The 20,068-nt window shown below is 28.0% G+C and carries 24 protein-coding genes and 1 tRNA gene; 18 read left to right on the top strand and 7 right to left on the bottom strand.

Annotated features, from left to right (window positions below):
• Nucleotides 1-10: 10 nt before the first annotated feature.
• The 4 genes from recF to dnaA all read right to left on the bottom strand — a co-directional run bounded on the left by recF (nucleotide 11) and on the right by dnaA (nucleotide 3,891).
• Nucleotides 11-1,087 carry a DNA replication/repair protein RecF gene (recF, locus tag RH95_RS04980; protein WP_010245336.1) on the bottom strand — a complete coding sequence of 359 codons (1,077 nt, stop codon included), beginning with the start codon at nucleotides 1,085-1,087 and terminating at the stop codon, nucleotides 11-13.
• Nucleotides 1,084-1,296 carry a S4 domain-containing protein YaaA gene (yaaA, locus tag RH95_RS04975; protein WP_010245335.1) on the bottom strand — a complete coding sequence of 71 codons (213 nt, stop codon included), beginning with the start codon at nucleotides 1,294-1,296 and terminating at the stop codon, nucleotides 1,084-1,086. The genes recF and yaaA overlap by 4 nt, the downstream gene beginning before the upstream one ends.
• Before the next feature lie 2 nt (nucleotides 1,297-1,298).
• A complete protein-coding gene (gene dnaN / locus RH95_RS04970) occupies nucleotides 1,299-2,393 on the bottom strand; it encodes a DNA polymerase III subunit beta (RefSeq protein WP_010245334.1) in 1,095 nt (364 codons plus the stop codon).
• A gap of 148 nt (nucleotides 2,394-2,541) precedes the next feature.
• Nucleotides 2,542-3,891, bottom strand: coding sequence for a chromosomal replication initiator protein DnaA (dnaA, locus tag RH95_RS04965; protein WP_010245331.1), 1,350 nt, complete (start codon nucleotides 3,889-3,891; stop codon nucleotides 2,542-2,544).
• A gap of 456 nt (nucleotides 3,892-4,347) precedes the next feature.
• Here dnaA and rpmH point away from each other — a divergent pair, with 456 nt between their 5' ends.
• From rpmH to RH95_RS04905, 12 genes are all read left to right on the top strand, one after another.
• Complete coding sequence (rpmH, locus tag RH95_RS04960; RefSeq protein WP_010245328.1) at nucleotides 4,348-4,482, top strand: 50S ribosomal protein L34; 135 nt, start codon at nucleotides 4,348-4,350, stop codon at nucleotides 4,480-4,482.
• Nucleotides 4,483-4,490: 8 nt separating this feature from the next.
• Complete coding sequence (gene rnpA / locus RH95_RS04955) at nucleotides 4,491-4,826, top strand: ribonuclease P protein component (RefSeq protein ID WP_010245323.1); 336 nt, start codon at nucleotides 4,491-4,493, stop codon at nucleotides 4,824-4,826.
• On the top strand, nucleotides 4,823-5,038 hold the full coding sequence (gene yidD / locus RH95_RS04950; protein ID WP_010245320.1) for a membrane protein insertion efficiency factor YidD: 216 nt from the start codon (nucleotides 4,823-4,825) through the stop codon (nucleotides 5,036-5,038). The genes rnpA and yidD overlap by 4 nt, the downstream gene beginning before the upstream one ends.
• An 18-nt stretch (nucleotides 5,039-5,056) precedes the next feature.
• Nucleotides 5,057-5,803, top strand: a complete 747-nt coding sequence (locus RH95_RS04945) for a YidC/Oxa1 family membrane protein insertase (RefSeq protein ID WP_010245318.1) — start codon at nucleotides 5,057-5,059, stop codon at nucleotides 5,801-5,803.
• On the top strand, nucleotides 5,800-6,627 hold the full coding sequence (gene jag, locus RH95_RS04940; protein ID WP_010245315.1) for an RNA-binding cell elongation regulator Jag/EloR: 828 nt from the start codon (nucleotides 5,800-5,802) through the stop codon (nucleotides 6,625-6,627). The genes RH95_RS04945 and jag overlap by 4 nt, the downstream gene beginning before the upstream one ends.
• 83 nt (nucleotides 6,628-6,710) lie before the next feature.
• Nucleotides 6,711-8,090, top strand: coding sequence for a tRNA uridine-5-carboxymethylaminomethyl(34) synthesis GTPase MnmE (mnmE, locus tag RH95_RS04935; RefSeq protein ID WP_010245311.1), 1,380 nt, complete (start codon nucleotides 6,711-6,713; stop codon nucleotides 8,088-8,090).
• 6 nt (nucleotides 8,091-8,096) lie between these two features.
• Complete coding sequence (gene mnmG / locus RH95_RS04930; protein ID WP_010245309.1) at nucleotides 8,097-10,004, top strand: tRNA uridine-5-carboxymethylaminomethyl(34) synthesis enzyme MnmG; 1,908 nt, start codon at nucleotides 8,097-8,099, stop codon at nucleotides 10,002-10,004.
• Nucleotides 9,991-10,686: a 16S rRNA (guanine(527)-N(7))-methyltransferase RsmG gene (gene rsmG / locus RH95_RS04925; protein ID WP_010245308.1), complete on the top strand. Its 696-nt coding sequence runs from the start codon at nucleotides 9,991-9,993 to the stop codon at nucleotides 10,684-10,686. The genes mnmG and rsmG overlap by 14 nt, the downstream gene beginning before the upstream one ends.
• A gap of 143 nt (nucleotides 10,687-10,829) precedes the next feature.
• Nucleotides 10,830-11,594: a ParA family protein gene (locus RH95_RS04920; protein ID WP_010245307.1), complete on the top strand. Its 765-nt coding sequence runs from the start codon at nucleotides 10,830-10,832 to the stop codon at nucleotides 11,592-11,594.
• Nucleotides 11,578-12,423 (top strand): ParB/RepB/Spo0J family partition protein, encoded by an 846-nt coding sequence (locus RH95_RS04915; RefSeq protein WP_010245305.1) that lies wholly within the window; start codon nucleotides 11,578-11,580, stop codon nucleotides 12,421-12,423. Before RH95_RS04920 ends, RH95_RS04915 begins: the two co-directional genes overlap by 17 nt.
• 4 nt (nucleotides 12,424-12,427) lie before the next feature.
• Nucleotides 12,428-13,318 (top strand): PhzF family protein, encoded by an 891-nt coding sequence (locus RH95_RS04910; RefSeq protein ID WP_010245303.1) that lies wholly within the window; start codon nucleotides 12,428-12,430, stop codon nucleotides 13,316-13,318.
• Nucleotides 13,318-13,734 (top strand): hypothetical protein, encoded by a 417-nt coding sequence (locus RH95_RS04905; RefSeq protein WP_010245295.1) that lies wholly within the window; start codon nucleotides 13,318-13,320, stop codon nucleotides 13,732-13,734. Before RH95_RS04910 ends, RH95_RS04905 begins: the two co-directional genes overlap by 1 nt.
• A gap of 292 nt (nucleotides 13,735-14,026) precedes the next feature.
• Here RH95_RS04905 and RH95_RS04900 read toward each other — a convergent pair whose 3' ends face one another.
• On the bottom strand, nucleotides 14,027-14,359 hold the full coding sequence (locus RH95_RS04900; RefSeq protein WP_010245293.1) for a phage holin family protein: 333 nt from the start codon (nucleotides 14,357-14,359) through the stop codon (nucleotides 14,027-14,029).
• A gap of 87 nt (nucleotides 14,360-14,446) precedes the next feature.
• Between RH95_RS04900 and cutA the strand changes: the two genes are divergently transcribed.
• The gene (gene cutA / locus RH95_RS04895; RefSeq protein WP_010245291.1) at nucleotides 14,447-14,758 is read left to right on the top strand and encodes a divalent cation tolerance protein CutA; all 312 of its coding nucleotides are present in this window, start codon (nucleotides 14,447-14,449) and stop codon (nucleotides 14,756-14,758) included.
• 59 nt (nucleotides 14,759-14,817) lie between these two features.
• On the opposite strand, the gene RH95_RS04890 is transcribed toward cutA, so the two are convergent.
• Together RH95_RS04890 and RH95_RS04885 are read right to left on the bottom strand one after the other, a co-directional pair.
• A tRNA-Arg gene (locus tag RH95_RS04890) sits at nucleotides 14,818-14,894 on the bottom strand.
• Between the two features lie 85 nt (nucleotides 14,895-14,979).
• The gene (locus RH95_RS04885; RefSeq protein WP_010245289.1) at nucleotides 14,980-16,341 is read right to left on the bottom strand and encodes a D-alanyl-D-alanine carboxypeptidase family protein; all 1,362 of its coding nucleotides are present in this window, start codon (nucleotides 16,339-16,341) and stop codon (nucleotides 14,980-14,982) included.
• 181 nt (nucleotides 16,342-16,522) lie between these two features.
• On the opposite strand from RH95_RS04885, the gene folE reads away from it, so the two are divergent.
• Genes folE through RH95_RS04860 form a run of 5 tightly spaced genes read left to right on the top strand, consistent with a single transcriptional unit; the run spans nucleotide 16,523 to nucleotide 19,668 of the window.
• A complete protein-coding gene (folE, locus tag RH95_RS04880) occupies nucleotides 16,523-17,077 on the top strand; it encodes a GTP cyclohydrolase I FolE (protein WP_010245287.1) in 555 nt (184 codons plus the stop codon).
• Nucleotides 17,077-17,556, top strand: coding sequence for an HD domain-containing protein (locus tag RH95_RS04875; RefSeq protein WP_010245286.1), 480 nt, complete (start codon nucleotides 17,077-17,079; stop codon nucleotides 17,554-17,556). Before folE ends, RH95_RS04875 begins: the two co-directional genes overlap by 1 nt.
• Before the next feature lie 10 nt (nucleotides 17,557-17,566).
• On the top strand, nucleotides 17,567-18,385 hold the full coding sequence (gene folK / locus RH95_RS04870) for a 2-amino-4-hydroxy-6-hydroxymethyldihydropteridine diphosphokinase (RefSeq protein WP_010245284.1): 819 nt from the start codon (nucleotides 17,567-17,569) through the stop codon (nucleotides 18,383-18,385).
• A complete protein-coding gene (locus RH95_RS04865) occupies nucleotides 18,375-18,950 on the top strand; it encodes a glycoside hydrolase family 73 protein (RefSeq protein WP_010245281.1) in 576 nt (191 codons plus the stop codon). Before folK ends, RH95_RS04865 begins: the two co-directional genes overlap by 11 nt.
• A 16-nt stretch (nucleotides 18,951-18,966) precedes the next feature.
• A complete protein-coding gene (locus RH95_RS04860; RefSeq protein ID WP_010245280.1) occupies nucleotides 18,967-19,668 on the top strand; it encodes a hypothetical protein in 702 nt (233 codons plus the stop codon).
• The last annotated feature ends 400 nt before the right edge of the window (nucleotides 19,669-20,068 follow it).

The raw sequence follows: 20,068 nt of genomic DNA, 5'->3' as shown, positions 1-20,068 counted from the left end.
TTCTCCTATTCTAATACAAAATTTTACCTGCATTTATCCTATAAAAATTAGCATCAATTGACTTTAGAAAATTACTAGTTTCAGTTGTAGTAATAAATGTCTGTAAATTTTTTAGTGAGTAAAGTAAATATCTACTTCTATTTGAATCTATTTCAGAAAAAACATCATCTAAAAGAAGTATTGGATTTGTTTTATATAATTCTTTTATTAAATCTGCTTCAGACAATTTTAAACTAAGAACAATACTTCTCTGTTCTCCTTGAGAACCATAAGATTTAGATGAATACTTATTTATTTTAAAATCTAAGTCATCTCTATGAGGTCCAATAGTAGTGTATTTTTTTTCTATGTCCTTTGAAAGAGAAGATTTTAAAAGTTTTAGATAATTTTCTGTAAGTTCCCTTTCTTCTGTTAAAATTGGAACAGTTGACAAATAAGTAATGTTTAAATCATCTCCAGAGATGTTTTTATAATGCTTCTTTGCAATTTCATTTAATTTTTTTATTGTTTTAAGACGCATTATTATTATTTTAGTTCCATTTTTTACAATTTCTCTATCATATACATCTAAAAGATTTTTATCCATACAAGATTTTAAAAGTTTATTTCTTTCGAATAAAAGTTTTCTATATCTATACATATAAAAATCATAATTTAGATCTATATTTGAGAGTAAATCGTCTAAAAACTTTCTTCTATCCTTTGGTGAATATTTTATCATATTGAGATCTTCTGGGCTAAATAGAACTACAAATCTAGATTTTCTATATTCTTTAGTATTTACTTTTTCATCATTTATAAATAATTTTTTATTTTCAAAATTTGAAATTTCAACCCTATAATCATCTTTAAAATTTTCTATATTGTACCTAGTTATAATACTAGAAGAATTCTCACCAATATTAATAAGATCTCTATCTTTTTGGTTTCTAAAAGAATTTGCCCTTATGGACATATAAATTGACTCCAGTAAATTAGTCTTTCCAGAAGCATTTAATCCATAAAGAACATTTATATTTTCACCTGGAATAAAATCTAAACTCTTATAATTTCTAAAATTAAAAAGTCTTAGATATTTTAGTTTCATTTCTCACCAATTATAAAATCATTTCCATTAAAGGAAATTCTATCTTTATTATATAATTTTTTACCTCTTCTTTTTTCGACTTCTCCATTTACATATACAAGGCCTTCTGAAATTACAGTTTTTGCTATTCCACCTGTTTCACAAAGACCTGTAAGTTTTAAAAAAGAATCTAATTTTATATACTCTGTGTCTATTTTAATAGTTTTCATATTTACCCCGCAAGTCTAACTGGTAAAACAAGGTATATATAGGAGTTATCATCAGATTCAGTTATTATAAGAGGATTTACAGAATCTGTAAAATTTAATGTAATTTCTTCTGATTCTAAAATTTTTACTCCATCTAAAATATATCTTGAGTTAAAAGCAATATCTAGCTCTTCTTCATTTTCAGATGTCTTTACTTTTTCAAAAACATCTCCTATTTCGGAATTACTTTTTATATCAATGTATTTATCTCGAATATTTAATTTTATTAAATTTGCTCTATCTTCTCTTGCAAGTAGAGATGCTCTTTCTACTGCAAGTTGAAATTCTTTCTTTGAAACATTAGTAGAAATTTTGTGTTCATCTCTTAATAGCGCTTTATAACTGAAAAATTCTCCGCTTAATAATGTACTGTAAAAAACAGTATCGTCAAATTTAAATACAATATTGTTTCTTGAAATATTTAAAGTTATTTCGTTTTCATCATCAATAATTTTTACAAGTTCATTTAGTGATCTTGAAGGAATTATTACAGAATTTTCTATTCCTGTTTCTTTTTCTAATTTTTGAATTGCCATTCTAAAGCCATCTAGAGCTACAAAATTGATATAATTTTTTCTTATATCCATAAAAACTCCAGTGAATACAATTCTTGATTCATCATTTGAAACAGCAAAAGTTGTCTTTTTTACAATGTTTTTTAAATCCTTTGATGAAATATTTATCTTAGTTTCTTCTTCTACATTTGGAAGATCAGGATATTCATCAGCTTTTTGTGTAGATAAATTAAAGATAGAATCTCCACATTTTAAATTCATAATATAATTTTCTACATTTATATTTATAATGTCATTTTCAAGTTTTCTTACAATATCACCAAAAAGTCTTGAATTTATTACAATTTCCCCTTCTCTTTCAACTATTGCATTTAATTTTGTTTTAATACTTATTTCTGTATCAGTAGCTGTAAGTATTAAAGTATTATCTTTAGCTGACATTTTTATACCTTCAAGTATTTGCATAGTGGTTCTTTGAGAAATTGCTTTTTGAACTATTGAAATATGTTTTGTAAGTTCTTTTCTATTAACCTTTATTAGCATTTTTTCCTCCTAGAAAATAGAATATTAATTAGTAATAGTAGTAGGACTTGTGGATTTGTGAATAAGTCCCTTTAATACATGAATTAAAATAGAATTTTATATTGATAATATGTGGATAAGTTTTAAATTTATTAAAAATTATTAACATCTATGATTTTATTTCCTTTATTAAATTAGTAACTTCTATTTTAAATATTGGATCATCTTCTAAGTCTTTAGTAATTTTATCATAAGCATGTATAACAGTAGAGTGATCTCGTCCACCAAATACTTCACCTATTTTTGGAAGAGATAAATCTGTTAATTCTCTAGTAATATACATTGCAATTTGTCTTGGATAGGCAATAGCTTTAGTTCTTTTTCTTGAATTTAAATCTTCAACATTTAATCCATATTTTTTTGCAACTTCAGACTTAATATACTCTGCAGTTATTTGTTTTTTTGCTTTTGTTTCATAAATATCTCTAAGGACAATAGCTGCAGAATCTACAGTAATTTCAGAATCTGTAAGTTTAGAGTATGCCATTACTCTAGAAAGAGCTCCTTCAAGTTCTCTGATGTTACTTCTCACATTTTCAGCGATAAAATTCATTACCTCTACACTTACTTCAAAACCTTCAGAATCAGCTTTTTTTCTCAAAATAGCAATTCTAGTTTCAAGATCAGGTGGTCCAATGTCAACTACAAGTCCCCATGCAAATCTTGAGATAAGTCTTTCTTCAAGACTTTTTATTTCTTTAGGAGGTTTATCAGAAGTTAAAACAATTTGTTTATTTTGTTCATGTAGTTCATTAAAGGTGTGAAAGAATTCTTCTTGAGTTCTATCTTTATCGGCTATAAACTGAATATCATCTATTAATAATAAATCTACTTTTCTATATTTATTTCTAAATTCTTCATTTTTATTTGTTTGAATTGAATTAATGAGCTCATTTGTAAATTGCTCACTTGTAACATACAAGATTTTTTTAGTGGGATCTTGTTCTAGTACAAAATGTCCAATAGCATGCATCAAATGTGTTTTTCCAAGTCCAACTCCACCATATATAAATAGGGGATTTGAAAAAGCATTTTGAGGATTTTCGTAGTTTTCAGAAACAGCTAAAGCTGCTGCATGGGCAAATTCATTACTCTTACCTACTACAAAAGTTTCAAAAGTATATTTTGGGTTTAACCTTGAAACATTTAAAAAGTTGTTATTTATTAAACCTGCTGGGTGAGAATTTTCAGCTTCATCTTCTGAAATAATACTTATATTAAAATCAATACCAGTTATTTCTTTTAAAGCATCTCCCACAAGATCGAAATGCCTTTTGTTGTTTGCAAGATAATCTCTTATAAAGGGGGATGGAACTGTAATGACAATTTTTTTATTGTCATAATCTATTGATTTAGGAAGCATTCTGGAAAACCAAGTGGAATATGTAACTTGAGACATAGATCTTTTTTCAAGTTCTTTTAAGAAAGATTCCCACATAGTGGAAAGTTCTTTGTCCATAGTTCCTCCTTATTAACAATTTATATAGTGTGCATAAATTTAAGTAAATAAATAAATCTACAATTGTGAATAAATTTGTGGATAAATATTTATGAACAGGATAACTTTAGTAAATTTGTTGATAATTTCTTGTAAAAAAATGATTATTTACGTATTTATAAAAATATAAATGAAATTATCAACACTTTATCAACAGAATGTTAATAATTTTATTTATAAACAATTTTATTTCTATAAACATACACACAGCATTTATCCACATATATTTTAACAAATAACATTGTACTTATCAACAATATGCTTTTTATGAGATTTTATATTTTTATAAACAAATTAAAAATTTTTAAATATTTCTTAATCACAAAGTCTAGTTATAAATTTTATTTAATTGCCTATATTACTTGACAACTAAGCTATTTATAAATAAAATTATAAAGATAGAAAGAGGTGAGAATTTTGAAAAGAACTTATCAACCAAAAAATAAACAAAGAAAAAGAGAACATGGTTTTCGTTCAAGAATGAGAACTAGATCAGGTAGAGCCGTTATCAAAGCAAGAAGAAGAAAGGGAAGAAAAAGACTTTCAGCTTAGGTTTTATAATGAAGGATTGTTATTTAAAAAAGAATAGTGAATTTCAAAGGGTTTACGCTAATAAAAAAATTTCTGGTTCAAAATATATTACTCTTTTCACTGCAAAGAATAATAGAGATTATCCTAGATTCGGAATAACTACAACGAAAAAAATTGGAAACGCAGTAGAGAGAAATTTTGCAAGAAGAAGATTAAAACACCTACTAAGAGAGAATTCTCATAAAATAAAGTCAGGTTATGATTATGTTTTTGTTGTCAAAAAAGATGCTTGTGATGCTGATTTTAAAGACTTTAGGAATTCTTTTTTTTCTGTTCTAAAAAGACAAAAGAAGGTTATTAAATGAGAAAATTTTGTATGCTTTTAATAAGATTTTATCAAAAATTTATTTCAAAATATATTTTACCAGGAAGACACTGTAGGTTTACCCCAACTTGTTCACAGTACAGCTATGAGGCCTATGAAAAGTATGGTTTTTTTAAAGGAACTTATCTTACTGTTAGAAGACTTTTAAAATGCCATCCATTTCACGAAGGCGGTTACGATCCTCTCATTTAATATTGGAGGAAATTATTAATGCGTGCAATTAGTTCTATACTTGGTGTATTTGTAAAGTTTATTTACGATGGACTTGCATCAATTATGCCACATGAACCAGCTCAAGTTTCATTTTTTGCACTTTCTATAATTATAGCTACTATAATTATTAAATTTCTTATTTTGCCACTAAATATTTCTCAGATGAAAAATCAAAAGAAAATGGCAAAGTTACAACCAGAACTAAAAAAAATACAACAAAAGTACAAAAATGATCCTCAAACTTTGGCTGCTAAACAACAAAAACTTTATAAAGATGCAGATTACAATCTTGCTGGAGGATGTCTTCCTATGATTATTACAATGGTTGTTTTAATTGCTTTTTATAGAGTATTTTTAAATCCACAAACCTTTGCTTTTAAAGATCCTGGATTTTATGAATCCATGAATAAAAATTTCTTTTATATTGAAAATATTGATCATATAGATCCTACACTTATAATGCCTATTGTTTCTGCGCTAACAACTTTTTTAGTAAATTTTATTACTACTAAAAATCCTGCAACGCAAAGTGCGGAGAATGATCAAGCAAAGTCAATGATGATGACTATGATGGTTGCAATGCCAATTTTAATTTTTTCAATGGCTAGAAAATATGCAGCTGGTCTTGTTATTTATTGGACTGTTTCTAATATTTTTTCAATAGTCCAACAGCTTATCACTAATAAGCTTGTGGAAGATGAAGTTGATGATGTTGAAGAAGTTAAGGGTAAGGGTAAAAAATGAATTATGTAATTAAGACGGGAAAATCCGTAGATGAAGCAGTAAGAGAGGCTCTAACCGAATTAAATATAAATAAAGAAGATGCAAACATTCAAATTTTGGATGAAGGTCAAAAAGGATTTTTAGGACTTATTGGTTCTAAAGATGCTACAGTAAAGGTTTGGCCTAAAGAAGATGAAAATAAAAATATTTTAAACGATATATTTAATGAGGATTTAGAAAAAGAGAAGAGCCAAGATGAAGTTCTAGATACTTATAATGAACTTAAATTTGAAAATAATGATAATTCTAATGAAATTTCTTATGAAAAAACTGAGGATATTATAAGTGAAGAAGAAAAAAAGACAAGTATTGAAGAAGAAAATGAAGAAATTTTAAGTACTGCAAGAGAATTTATGACTAAAATACTTGAAACTTTGGAACTTGAAAATATTATAGAAATGGAATTAGAAGAAAATACTTTACACATAAATGTAAATGGAGACGAAAATAGACTTGGAATTTTAATTGGAAAAAGGGGCGTAACTCTTGATTCAATCCAATATATTTTAAATTTAATAGTAAATAAAAAGTCTTCAAGATATATTAGAGTAAGTTTGGATTCTAGTGGATATAGAGAAAAGAGAAAAGAAACTCTTACAAATCTTGCTGAGAAAATGGCAAAGAAAGTTATTAAAACTGGAAGAAGTGTAAGGCTTGAGCCTATGAATTCTTATGAAAGAAAAATTATTCATACAGCTTTGCAAGATTTTGAAGGGGTTTTAACACATTCAGAAGGAAAAGATCCTTTTAGAAAAGTAGTAATTCAAAAAGAAAGAAAATATTGAAAAATATTTAAGGAGGCTTATTTTAAAAGCCTTCTTTTTTATTTTATATAGTTGTAGTAATATATTTTAAAAGGACTGATTTAATGGGAAATTTAAATGATACAATCGCAGCAATTTCTACTGCAATTGGAGAAGCTGGAATTGCAATTGTGAGAATTAGTGGCGATAAATCAATTGATATAATAGATGATATTTTTGTTTCTGCAAATGGAATTAAGATAAGGGATGCGGAAAATAGAAAATTTTTGTACGGACATATATGTGATGAAAAAAAGCAAATTGATGAGGTTTTAGTAGTTAAAATGAAGGGACCTCATTCTTATACAGCTGAAGATATTGTAGAAATTCACTGTCATGGCGGAATTGTTTCAGTTAAAAGAATTTTAAATTTAGTTTTATCAAAAGGTGCAAGACTTGCTGAAAGAGGAGAATTTACTAAAAGAGGATTTTTAAATGGAAGAATTGATCTTACTCAAGCTGAAGCTGTAATAGATATGATAAAGGCAAAGACAGATGTTTCTTTTGACATGGGATTAAATCAACTTGGTGGAGCTTTAAGTGATGTTTTAAACGAGTTAAAAGATGAGCTTATTTCTATGCAGGCTCTTATTGTTGCTAACATTGATTTTCCAGATGAGGATATTGAAAATGCAGCATATAATGATTTAATTGTAAGAAGTGAAAAAATCATAGGCAAGATGGATGAACTACTTGAAAATTCTAAAAATTCTAGACTTTTAAGAGATGGAATTAATACAGTTATTTTAGGAAAACCAAATGTTGGTAAAAGTTCTCTTTTAAATGGACTTCTAAAGTATGATAGAGCAATAGTAACAGATATTGCGGGAACTACAAGAGATGTAATAGAAGACTATATAAATTTAGATGGAGTTTTATTAAAGATTGCAGATACTGCAGGAATAAGAGAAACTGAGGATGAAGTTGAGAAAATAGGTGTAAATATTGCAAGAGAGAAGTTATCAGAGGCAGATCTTGTAATTGCAATTTTTGATATATCTCGTGAATTCGATTCTAATGATAAAGAAATTTTAAATTTAATAAAAGATAAGAAACATATTATTATTTTAAATAAAGACGATTTAGAACAAAAAATTACAGACGCGGAGATAGAAAAATATTTTAAAGATGATTATCTAAGACTTTCTGTAATGGAAAATAAATCTGTAAAAAAAGTAGAGGAATTAATTTTAGATTTGTTTTTCGACGGAGAGCTTCAAATTTCATCTGATATGGTACTTTCAAATTTAAGACATATAAATGCATTAAGGGAAGCAAAAAAAGACCTTTTAGAGGTAAATGAGAGTTTAAATAAAAAAGTGTTTTTAGATTTAATTGAAGTTGACTTAGAAAATGTCATTGCACATATTTCAGAAATAACAGGGGCAATTACGACAGAAGATATTTTAGACAGAGTATTTTCTGATTTTTGTATAGGAAAGTAGGTAAAAATGTCAGAAATAAATTACTTTGAAGCTGGAGAATTTGACACAATAGTTATTGGAGCAGGTCATGCTGGAAGTGAAGCTGCCCTTGCATCTGCAAGACTTGGTGTTAAAACTTTATTATTGTGTATAAATTTAGATTCTATTGCACAAATGAGTTGTAATCCAAATATAGGAGGAACTGGTAAGGGTCATCTAGTTCGTGAAATTGACGCATTAGGTGGCGAAATGGCAAAAAATATTGACAAAACTTTTATCCAGTCGAGAATGTTAAATACTTCAAAGGGTCCAGCTGTCCATTCTTTAAGAGTGCAAGCTGACAAGAGAAAATATCATGAAGAAATGAAAAGAGTTCTCGAAATTGAAAATAATTTGTATCTCGTGCAGGATGAAGCAATAAAAATTTTAAGAGAAGGAAATAAGATTACCGGAGTTTTGACAAGAAATGGTGCAAAGTATAACGGAAAATGTGTAATCATTTGTAGTGGAACTTATTTAAGAGCAAGAGTTTTTATGGGAGAAGTAAATTATTCATCTGGTCCAAGTGGTTTTGGGCCTTCAAATTATCTTTCTGAAAGTTTAGAAAAAGATTTTGGAATGGAACTTCAAAGATTAAAGACGGGTACGCCAGCAAGAGTACTTAGAAAATCAATAGATTATTCTGTAATGAAGGAACAAGTAGGAGATGAAGAAATTGTTCCATTTTCTTTTGTAAATATTGACAAAAAATTTGATAAGAATCAAGAACTTTGCTACTTAACTTATACGACAGAAAAGTGTCACGAAATAATAAGAAATAATATAGATAGATCTGCTCTTGCACTTGGTGATATTGAAGGAAAAGGACCAAGATATTGTCCTTCAATTGAAGATAAAGTTATGAGATTTTCTGATAGGGATTCACATCAAGTTTTTATTGAGCCAGAAGGTCTTACCACTGATGAGATGTATATTCAAGGAGTTTCATCATCGCTACCAGTAGAAGTGCAACATCAATTTTATAAAGAAATAATCGGAATGGAAAATTGCAAGATTTTAAGACCTGCTTATGCTATAGAATATGATGCAATTGACGCAACTCTTCTGAAGAGAAGTTTAGAGCATATGGATTATGAAGGACTATTTTTTGCAGGTCAAATAAATGGATCTAGCGGTTATGAGGAAGCTGGAGCACAGGGAATAGTTGCTGGGATAAATGCAGCTCTAAAAGTTAAAGGAGAAGACCCTTTTATACTTGACAGATCTGAAGCTTATATTGGGGTTTTAATTGATGATTTAGTTACAAAAGGAACTCGTGAACCTTATAGAATGATGACTTCGAGAGCAGAGTATAGGTTAACTCTTAGACAAGATAATGCAGACCTTAGATTGACAGAAAGAGGAAGAGAAATAGGACTTGTCGATGATAATAGGTACGAAGGTTACCTATACAGAAAAAATGAAATAGAAAAAGAAATAAAACGAATTAAAAAAATTCAAATAAATCCAACATCAAAAAACAATGAAATTTTAAAAAAACTAGGGTCTACTGAAACACAAAATTCTTTTTCTTTATACGAACTTATAAAAAGGCCAGAACTTGATTATAAAAAACTTATAGTTTTTGATCCAGATAGGCCTTTAGTAAGAGATGATATTATAAGAAATGTAGAAATAGAAATAAAATACGAAGGATATATTAAAAAACAAGAGATACAAATAAATCAGTTTAAAAAACTTGAAAATAAAAAACTTTCAAAAGATATAGATTATAAAAACATTGAAGGACTTAGAATTGAAGCAAGAGAAAAATTATCAGACATAAGACCAGAATCAATAGGGCAAGCATCAAGAATAACAGGAGTATCACCTGCTGATATAAATGTACTTTTAATATATCTTGAACAAAAGAGGAGAAAAAATGAATTTAGCTGATTATTTTGAGGAATATAAACTTAACGCTGAAAATATATATAAGTTTGAAAAATATAAAGACCTTATATTAGTTTATAATAAACACACTAATCTTACTAGAATAACTGAAGATGACGATTTTAATGTGAAACATTTTTTGGATTCCCTCTATTTGTTTAAAACGGGATTATTTGATGAAAAGAAGAAAGTGATTGATATAGGAACTGGAGCAGGATTTCCAGGAGTACCTTTAAAATTATACAATGAGGACTTAGACATAACTCTTCTTGATTCATTGAGGAAAAGAATAGATTTTTTGGAGGGTGTTATAGAAGAACTAGGATTAAAAAATATAAAAGCTATTCATGCAAGGGCAGAAGAAATTGCAAGAGATGAAAAATGTAGAGAAAAGTATGACATTGCAGTTTCTAGAGCTGTTGCAAATTTATCTACATTAACGGAGTATTCGATGGGATTTGTAAAAGTTGGAGGATACTTTATATCTCAAAAAGGACCAGAATATAAAGAGGAACTAAAAAAAGCAGATAGAGCAATCAAATTGATGGGCGGAGAAGTAGAAAAAGTTATTCATACACCACTGCCATCAGATATTGATCATTATATAATTGTAATAAAGAAAATAAAGTCGACAGATAAAAAATATCCGAGAGGTGGAGGAAAACCAAGAAAATCTCCATTATAATTAATGCTCCACGTGGAGCATTACAAAAACAAAAAATGCTCTACGTAGAGCATTCCCCAAAAATTTTTGGGGTTATTTTTTTGTAAATCTTTAAAAAAATTTTTAAACATGGTATTATTGATGATATAGAAATGAGGTAAGAAATGTCTGTTGTAATTACAGTTTTTAATCAAAAAGGTGGTGTTGGTAAGAGCACCACCGTTATAAATTTAAGTTCTGCATTAGCTCTTCGAGGGAAAAGAACGCTTATAATTGACATGGATCCACAGGGAAATTCAACTTCGGGACTTGGAGTTTATGAATTTAAAAATATGATTTATGATTTTTTAATAGATGAAAAAGTAGATTCTATTTATAAAACAGGATTTAGTAAGCTTGATATAATCCCATCTAATGGAGAGTTTGCTGGAGTTGAAATTGAACTTGCTAGATGCGAAGATTGGCAATTTAAGTTAAAAAAAATGCTAGATAAAGTAAAAGATAATTACGATTATGTAATAATAGATTCGCCACCTTCATTGGGAATTTTATCTATGATGTCTTTAGTTGCAAGCGACAAAATACTTATTCCAGTTCAATGCGAATATTATGCACTTGAAGGGGTTTCACAACTTATGGATACTATAACTCTTGTAAAAGATAATTTCAATCCAAATTTAAATATTTTAGGAATAGTGATGAGTATGTATGATGGAAGGACAAATCTTTCTAATCAAGTTGTTGAAGAGGTAGAAAAATTTTTCAAAGATAAAGTCTTTAAAACGTACATACCGAGAAATGTAAGACTTGCTGAAGCTCCAAGCTTTGGGATGAACATTTTCGATTATGACAGTAAGTCTAAAGGTGCAAAAGCATATATAGATCTTGCAAAGGAAGTTATAGGTGAAGTAAATGGCGAAGAAAAATAGTCTTGGGAGAGGAATTGGAAATTTTTTAAATTCAAGTGAAAAAATTAGAGAAGTTATTGAAGAAGATAACACTAAACTTTTAGAAGTTGATATTAGTGATATTGTTCCAAATGAAGATCAACCTCGTAAAAACTTTGATGAAGATGAACTTTATGATTTATCTAAATCAATTAAAAAGTATGGAATAATTCAGCCACTCTTATTGAAGAAAAAGGGAGAAAAATATGAAATAATTGCTGGAGAAAGAAGATTTAGGGCTGCCGCAAATGTTGGGGTTGTAAAAGTTCCTGCAATAGTCAAAAATGTTTCTGATGAAATTTCTGATAGAATTTCTATAATAGAAAATATTCAGAGAAAAGATTTAAATCCAGTTGAAGAAGCTATGAGTTATAAACATCTTTTAGATTCTCAAAATTTAACTCAAAAGGAACTTGCAGATGAGATTGGGAAAAGTAGACAGTATGTGGGCAATACTATTAGACTTCTTAATTTAGATCCACGAGTGTTAAAATTATTAGAGGAAGGCAAATTAAGTACATCTCATGGAAAAAATTTATTATCTATAAAAAATGGAGATAAACAATATAAAGAAGCTCAAAAGATTGTAAAAAATTCTGTACCAGTGAATAAAAAAATTTCTACAAAAAAATCTGTTGAGAAAGAAGAAAAAGAAGATATTTTTTGGGAAGATGTCAGAAATGAAGTTGAAAGATCTCTTGGTACAAAGGTCAATTTTAGCAAAAAGGGAAAAGTTGGAAAAATTGAGATTGAGTATTATGGAGAAGAAGATCTCTCTAGGATAGTTGAACTTATTTTAGAAAGAGAGTGATAAAATGAAAAGATTTTATACGACTTATTTGGTTTCAGCTTTTTCAGATAGATCATTTATGGGGAATTCCACTGGAGTAGTAATAGATGATGGAAGACTCACTGATTCTGATATGATAAATATTGCAAAAGATATAAATCAATCTGTACTTGTAGTTGTAAGAGAACTTGATAGAGATAGGTTTTTGACTAGATTTTTCACACCAAAGGGAGAGATAAATTTATGTGGTCATGCTACAGTTGCAACGTTTTATGCTCTTGCAGAAAATGAATATATTAAAAGCCAAGAGTCTGGAATAAAAAAGATAATTCAACACACGAAAATTGGGAAAATACCTGTTGAGTTGGAATATAGCAACTCTAAAATAAAAAATGTTTATATGAATTTAGACATTAAATTGAAGGAAGAATTTAAAAATGTAGAAAGAGTTTTAAGAATTTTAGATTTAGAAGAGGAAAATATAGGACTTTCTATATCAGAAACTTCAAAAATAGAGAAAATCTCTACTGGGACTTGTGATATATTAGTTCCAGTAAAAGATGAAAAAACTCTATCTTCTATAAAGCTTGACAAAAAAGAAGCACTGGAACTTTCTGATATGGAAGATATAATTTCTATTCACGTTTTTACAACAGAAGATGGAATAGAAATTAAACAGAGAACTTTTTCTCCAATTATTGGAGAGGACGAAGAATTTGGAAGTGGAACCTCTACTGCTGCGACTATGCACTACTTAAATGCAAATAAAATTACAGAAAGTAAATTTATTTCTGCAATTCAAGGTGATTATATTGGTAGAATTTCAAAAGTTTCTGCAAGTTTAACTGAGAAGGAAAATAAAATTAGAGTTGGTGGCAGAGCATATGTATTTATGAATGGAGTTTTAAGTATATAATGAGCAGAAGAGCAAAAAAATCAAATAAATCTAAAATTGTTTTAGTTATATTTTTTGTTGTCATATTATTTTTTGGAATTAGTTTAGTTTCATCTAGAAATAAAATTGTAGATATTAATCCAAAAGATGTTGATTATATTGAAATTATTGGATTTAAAACAGATAATATGAAAACAATAAAAGATGAGAAAACAATAAATAAAATAGTAAAAGATCTCAATAGTTTGAGGGGAAAACAAGCAAATAAGGATACTAATTCTGAAATTAGTAATTATATAAATGTTTATTTTACAAGTGGAAATAAAATTTCTTTTGTAAAATCAGGATTTACTTTAAGAGTAAATAACATTTATTATAATATTAACTCCAAAGATTCAAAAGTCATTGACAATATTATAGAAAGATACGGAAGATAGTTTGAAAATTGAACTATCTTCTTTTCTATTTGTGGACAAAAATTTATATTTATAAAAATGTGAATAAGTTATATAAAATATAATAATAAAGATGTGAATAAGATATAAATTATAAAAAGTAACCGTAATAAAGCAAAATTAAATGCACAAATGTATATAAGTAATTAAAAATGTGGATAAAATTTAAAGTATAATAAAAAATATATCTTTTATAGGGTATAGAAATTATATTTATCCATAAAAAAATAGCTCAATTATGCGAGCTATTAAAACTTTTATAAAAATATTTAAATTACATAGTTTTTTTATCTTCAGGTAAAAATGAATCAACAATACCAAGAATTAAAGCACCAATAACAGCACCTAATCCAGAAACGGTAAATCCGTCGACAATTTTTCCTGTTATAAATAAAATAATTGCAGCTACTATAAATCCAGTTGCACCTCTACCAAAAGGTGATGCGTCAACACCTGTAAATTTATTTATAGCCCAATCTAAGATGCCAATTACGATACCTGCCATTATGGCTGTAGAGTAACCATCAGTTTGAATACCTATTGATAGTGCAGAAGTTATAAGAATAGCTAATCCACTAACTAAGATTTTTACAATTAGTTTTAACATTATCTTCCCTCCCAATCTATATATAACCGATAAACTTAAAAATAAACAATTTTTATCTAATGGGTATAAAAATATTGGAGGGATAAAATGAAATTTGTGAAAATAGAGGTTTTTGTACCAAGAGAAGATGCAAAAAAATTAATGAAAGGTATAAATGAAGGAGGATTTTTAGAAGAAGAAAATTATGATTTTTGTTATTCAGAAACAAAGGTTATTGGTCATTTTAGACCGATAACTGGAGCAAATCCATATATTGGAACTGTTGGAAGTATTGAAGATGTAGAAGAAAATAAAATTGAGTTTAGGATAAAAAAAGATGATTTGGATGAGGTTTTAAAGATTATAAAAAGAATTCATCCATATGAAGTTCCAGTTATAAATGTGATTGAATTATTGTGAAAGTTTTTTTAAAATACAAAAATTTATTAAAAAAACTCACTTGTATTGCAAGTGAGTAGTGGCGTCCACGAGAGGAGTCGAACCTCCGGCCCCACGCTTAGGAGGCGTGTGCTCTATCCAACTGAGCTACGTGGACTCATAAAATATATTTTATAAAAATTATTGAGAAGTGTCAATTTATTTTAGACACTTCTTTTTATAATATGGTTTAAATATAAAAGTTAAGCAGCTTTTTCAATATTTACAAATATTTCTTCAAAGACTCTCTTAAATTTATTTATCATTCCCTGCTCATAAACTTTTTCTTTTACGATTAAGTCAGTTTTATATATTAATTCATTATTTTTATAAAAACTAATCTTTCCAACAGGACTTCCTGCTTCTATTGGAGCTTCCAAATTTTCATCAATATTTATTATTTCTTTTAATTTTTCATTTGATTTTGACAAAACATAGCCAACTTCTTTTTGATATATAGGAATATTTTTGTCTTGAGAATTTGGAATTTCTATAGTTCTCACTTCTTTTTCTGTGTCGCCTATTGCATTGTAACAATATTCTTCAAAACCTCTTGTTATAAGTCTTTTACATGCGACAAATCGTTCAAAATCAGAATTTGAGCCAGTTGTTATTCCAATAAGGCGCATATCTTTTGATTTATGTTTTTCGCCCTTTTTAAGACCAGTCAAGATGACACATCTTCCAGCAGCGTTAGTATAACCTGTTTTTAATCCATCTACTTCAGGAACAATTCCAAGGACAGGGTTTGTGTTATATTCAATAAAATTTCTCGAAGGTTCTTCTAACTTCGTTATTGTAGTGTATTTTAAAATTTCTGGATGAAATTTTAAAAGTTCTGAGGCAAGTTTAAACATTTCACGAGTTGTCATCTTATTGTAGTCTAAAATTTCATAATCAGTAAGTCCAGTTGGATTTACCATATGTGCATTTTTAAGTCCAAGTTCACCGCACTTATAGTTCATCATTTTTACAAAATTATCAGTAGAACCAGCGATGTGTTTTGCTAAAGCTGTAATGGCATCATTGCCTGATACCACAAGAGAAGCTTTAAGGAGTTTTTCTACACTAACTTTATCGCCTGCTTTTAATTTAAAAGAAGATCCATTTAGCATTGCCACCTCGTGATCAATTTCAACCTCGTCATTTAGAGAAATTGATCCATCTTCAATTTTATCTAACACTACAAAAATTGATACAAGTTTTGATGTAGATGCCATGGCACGAACCTCATCTAAATTGTAACCCTCAATGATTTCTCCAGACTTAAAATCTCCCAAGAGGTATGATTTAGTCAAGCTTTCCATGGGAAGTTGCTCCAGATTTTTAATTTTATCTGCCTCGTATTGATTTGCTTTTTGAACTCCTTTATCTGTTGGAACTAAAAAATCTTTATTTCTTACTGCGTTTGGATCTATTTCAGAGTTTTGTTCTGGAATATTTATATTAGAATCTATTATTTTATTTGTATTATTTTCTTTTTTTATGTTTTCCTCTGCAAATATATTTAGAGGAAAAGAAAAAATAAAAATAATTGCATATAAGTACAGAAGTATTTTCTTCATCTTACACCTCGAAAAATATTGTATCAAATTATAAATAAATTGTAAATTAATCAAAAGCTTACAAAATTTGTATTAGTTATTATAAATTTTAATTTATGGGTATTTGTTATAAATATAAGTACTATTGTGTTATAATAAATTTTATAAAATTTGATGGGATAAAATCTATAAGGAGATTATAATGGATAAACAAAAAATTGAAGAAGCTGTAGAAATGATAATTGAAGCAATTGGAGAAGACAAAAATAGAGAAGGGCTAATTGAAACTCCAGCAAGAGTTGCTAGAATGTATGAAGAAGTTTTTGCAGGAATTGGAAAAACTGCAGAGGAACATCTTTCAAAAACTTTTGAAATAACTGAGGACAATATAGTTGTAGTAAAAGATATTGAGTTTTATTCAATGTGTGAACATCACTTCTTACCTTTCTATGGAAAAGCACATATTGCATATATACCTGATCAAAAAGTTGCAGGTCTTTCTAAACTTGCAAGAACTGTAGAAACTTATGCAAAAAAACCACAACTTCAAGAAAGGCTTAGCATTGAAGTTGCGGATGCAATGATGGAATATTTAGAACCAAAGGGAGTTTTAGTTGTAATAGAAGCAGAGCATATGTGTATGAATATGAGAGGAGTAAAAAAACCTGGCTCAAAAACAGTTACATCAGTTGCAAGAGGTGTTCTAGAAACTGATGAAAAACAAAAACAAGAAGCTTTTAGGTTGATTGAATTTTAGTGAAAGAGACAAATAAAATTATAAAAAGTAAAATTTATAATGACTATTTAAATGAATTGGAAGATTTAGAAAAAGACAGATTCTTTTGCAGGCATAATTATGAACATTTTATATCAGTGGCAAGAATTTGCTATATATTAAAATTAGAAGGAAATGTTAATATAAGTAAAGATATGATTTATACAACGGCACTCCTCCACGATCTTGGAAGGGTGCTTGAAATAAAAGAAGGAATAAATCATGCAGAGGGCTCTCTTATTATTGCAAGAGAAATTTTAAAAATTACTGATTTTTCTGAAAATGAGAAAAAAAGAATTTTAAATTGCATAAGTTATCATAGGACAAAGGAAAAGCAAGAAGATGAATTTTTTAATATATTTTATAGGGCAGATAAACTTTCAAGGCCTTGTTTTAGATGTCCTGCATATAATTCTTGCAATTGGAGCTATGAGAAGAAAAATCACGAAATAATTTATTGATGGGAGAATTATGGATTTTATCAAAATAAAAGATCTTGAAGTTTATGCAAACCATGGACTTTTTGAAGAGGAAAAAAAACTTGGACAAAAATTTTTAATAAGTGTAGAAATTGGGATGAGTTTTAGGGACTGTGCCATTGAAAAAAATTTGAATAGATCTATTGATTATGGAAAATTATCTCATGAACTTTACAATTTTTTCAGGGATGAAACTGAAGACTTAGTAGAAACTCTTGGATACAAATTAACAAAGTTTATTTTTGACAATTATGAAATAGCTAAGAGTGTGGATTTAGAAATAAAAAAGCCTTGGGCACCAATAAATTTGCCACTTGATTCTGCGTCCATAAGATGCACTAAAAAAAGAAGAAATTATTATATTGGTATAGGTACAAATCTTGGCGACAGAGAAAATTATATAAAATCTGCACTGAAAATGATGGAAGAATCTGGATTAAAAATATTAAAAAAAGCAAGCATTATAGAAACAAAAGCTTGGGGAAAGACTGATCAAGGAGATTTTTTGAATACAGTAGTAGTGGTAAGTTCTTACGAAGATCCACTAGATTTGCTTCATATTTTACAGAAAATAGAAATAGACTTAGGTAGAGTTAGACATGAAAAATGGGGGAAAAGAACAATTGATCTAGATATTTTATTTATAGATAGGGAAATATATTACACAGATGAATTGATAGTTCCACATCCTTATATTGCTGAGCGTGAATTTGTCTTGGAGTCTTTAAACGAAATTATGCCAAACTATTTTCATCCAATATTAAATAAAAAAATAAGTGAACTTTATAAAGAATCCAAAGATGAAAATTAAAAAAACTGGCTGTGGTTTTTTTGTAATTTTGGTATTTTTTGTAGTAATTGTTGGAATAATGAATTTATTAATAAGTAATTCTTCAAATAGAAAAGCTTATGATGAAGAAAATTATAGGCAAAAATATATAGAAGATACAGCATCTATGGCAGTAAAAATATCAAAGAAATATAAACTTTTTCCTTCTGTAATGCTTGCACAGTCAATATTAGAGAGCGACTGGGGAAGGTCGGAGCTTTCAAAAGAATATAATAATTACTTTGGTATAAAAGAAGTAAAAAAGGGAGAAGGCATAGTCTTTGAAACAGAAGAATATGTAGAGGGAGAAAGTGGAAGATACATGGAAAACTTTAAAAAGTATCCATCTAAGAAAGACTCCTTCCTACACTATGCGAAACTTTTAACAGAAGCGAAGAGATATGAAAAGGTAAAAACTGCCAAAAATTATGAAGAGGCTATACAGTATATAATAGAAGGTGGCTATGCCACAGATCCAGATTATAAAAATAAAGTGATTTCAGTAATTGAAAAATATAACTTAAATAAATATGACGATGTAAAGTAATAAAAAGGAGAAAAACTTGACAAAGAAAAAATCAAATATAATTCTTGCAATTTCAATACTAATACCATTTAGTCTTAGTGTTTCAGGAATGAAAAATTATATGGGGAAGAGTGCGTTTTTGTACTCATTTATGTGGGCAGTTGTAAATTATTTATTTATAATGACAGCAGTGGACTTTATAGCAAATTATAAAAAAATAAAAAAACTTGAAAATTTAAATATAAATAAAAAAACTTACAATTTGAATATATTTGTCTACCTTGGATTTTTAATTTTAGTAAATATTTATTTCTTGCAACAAATGTATGTAAAAGATGTAAAAATAGTAGATGCTTTATCCAATCCAATTCTCGTAATACTAGTATTTGTGGTATTTCTTATAAATCTCCAAAATGGAAAATTTCCGCAAAAAGAAGAAAAAGAAACAGATATATACGAAATACCGAGAAAATCATCTTTTAGAGATGGAAATGATAAATTGGGAACAGTGGTTGGATCATATGAAAATGGAATGATTTTAGGAAATTATCATTTTTCCTATGACAGTATGAAATCAATTTCTGAGTCAAAAGACAAAGAGTTAGTTATAAAAGGAAGAGAGAATTCAAAAAATTATAGAATTAATATTGGCTCAGAAAACTCTCTAAAAAAAGCAAAAGAAGTAATAAATGTTGCTCTAAAAAATGAAAAAATTGAGAAAAGCAAAGTTAATTTTTAAAGTAAAGAGTTTTGGGGAAAACATTTGACAAAGTGAAATGAAAGCTTTATAATATAGTTAAGCTAGCTTGAGAAAACAAAATTGGTTACTAAGAAAAGGTGATTCCAATGACAAGTTTTATTTTATCCCGAAAGGGAAGAGTAGCAAGATATCTCATTTAATAGTAGCTAAGTGCTAAAAGTTTGAATGCTTAATTCGGGAGATGTTTAAGCTATAGATATATAACAATTTAAAATAATTTATTGAGGGACTCTCGTTGAGTCCTTTTTTTTGTTTTAAACGCAATAAATCTAAATATAATTCTATATATTTCAAAATGAACTTCTATTAATATTTTACTAAATTGTAATTTTATTTTAACTTGTAATCAAAAATCCTTTATAGTAGTATATAAATATGT

The organism is Peptoniphilus rhinitidis 1-13, from assembly GCF_000246925.1.
GTDB classification, from domain to species: Bacteria; Bacillota; Clostridia; order Tissierellales; family Peptoniphilaceae; genus Peptoniphilus_A; species Peptoniphilus_A lacydonensis.
The sequence above is the reverse complement of the archived record's forward strand: the minus strand, read 5'-3'. Positions and strand labels throughout refer to the sequence as shown.

Coding starts and splice junctions, on each gene's coding strand:
- recF (WP_010245336.1), bottom strand. CDS start 1,087: ATGAAACTAAAATATCTAAGACTTTTTAATTTTAGAAATTATAAGAGT.
- yaaA (WP_010245335.1), bottom strand. CDS start 1,296: ATGAAAACTATTAAAATAGACACAGAGTATATAAAATTAGATTCTTTT.
- dnaN (WP_010245334.1), bottom strand. CDS start 2,393: ATGCTAATAAAGGTTAATAGAAAAGAACTTACAAAACATATTTCAATA.
- dnaA (WP_010245331.1), bottom strand. CDS start 3,891: ATGGACAAAGAACTTTCCACTATGTGGGAATCTTTCTTAAAAGAACTT.
- rnpA (WP_010245323.1), top strand. CDS start 4,491: ATGAAGGATTGTTATTTAAAAAAGAATAGTGAATTTCAAAGGGTTTAC.
- yidD (WP_010245320.1), top strand. CDS start 4,823: ATGAGAAAATTTTGTATGCTTTTAATAAGATTTTATCAAAAATTTATT.
- RH95_RS04945 (WP_010245318.1), top strand. CDS start 5,057: ATGCGTGCAATTAGTTCTATACTTGGTGTATTTGTAAAGTTTATTTAC.
- jag (WP_010245315.1), top strand. CDS start 5,800: ATGAATTATGTAATTAAGACGGGAAAATCCGTAGATGAAGCAGTAAGA.
- mnmE (WP_010245311.1), top strand. CDS start 6,711: ATGGGAAATTTAAATGATACAATCGCAGCAATTTCTACTGCAATTGGA.
- mnmG (WP_010245309.1), top strand. CDS start 8,097: ATGTCAGAAATAAATTACTTTGAAGCTGGAGAATTTGACACAATAGTT.
- rsmG (WP_010245308.1), top strand. CDS start 9,991: ATGAATTTAGCTGATTATTTTGAGGAATATAAACTTAACGCTGAAAAT.
- RH95_RS04920 (WP_010245307.1), top strand. CDS start 10,830: ATGTCTGTTGTAATTACAGTTTTTAATCAAAAAGGTGGTGTTGGTAAG.
- RH95_RS04915 (WP_010245305.1), top strand. CDS start 11,578: ATGGCGAAGAAAAATAGTCTTGGGAGAGGAATTGGAAATTTTTTAAAT.
- RH95_RS04910 (WP_010245303.1), top strand. CDS start 12,428: ATGAAAAGATTTTATACGACTTATTTGGTTTCAGCTTTTTCAGATAGA.
- RH95_RS04905 (WP_010245295.1), top strand. CDS start 13,318: ATGAGCAGAAGAGCAAAAAAATCAAATAAATCTAAAATTGTTTTAGTT.
- RH95_RS04900 (WP_010245293.1), bottom strand. CDS start 14,359: ATGTTAAAACTAATTGTAAAAATCTTAGTTAGTGGATTAGCTATTCTT.
- cutA (WP_010245291.1), top strand. CDS start 14,447: ATGAAATTTGTGAAAATAGAGGTTTTTGTACCAAGAGAAGATGCAAAA.
- RH95_RS04885 (WP_010245289.1), bottom strand. CDS start 16,341: ATGAAGAAAATACTTCTGTACTTATATGCAATTATTTTTATTTTTTCT.
- folE (WP_010245287.1), top strand. CDS start 16,523: ATGGATAAACAAAAAATTGAAGAAGCTGTAGAAATGATAATTGAAGCA.
- folK (WP_010245284.1), top strand. CDS start 17,567: ATGGATTTTATCAAAATAAAAGATCTTGAAGTTTATGCAAACCATGGA.
- RH95_RS04865 (WP_010245281.1), top strand. CDS start 18,375: ATGAAAATTAAAAAAACTGGCTGTGGTTTTTTTGTAATTTTGGTATTT.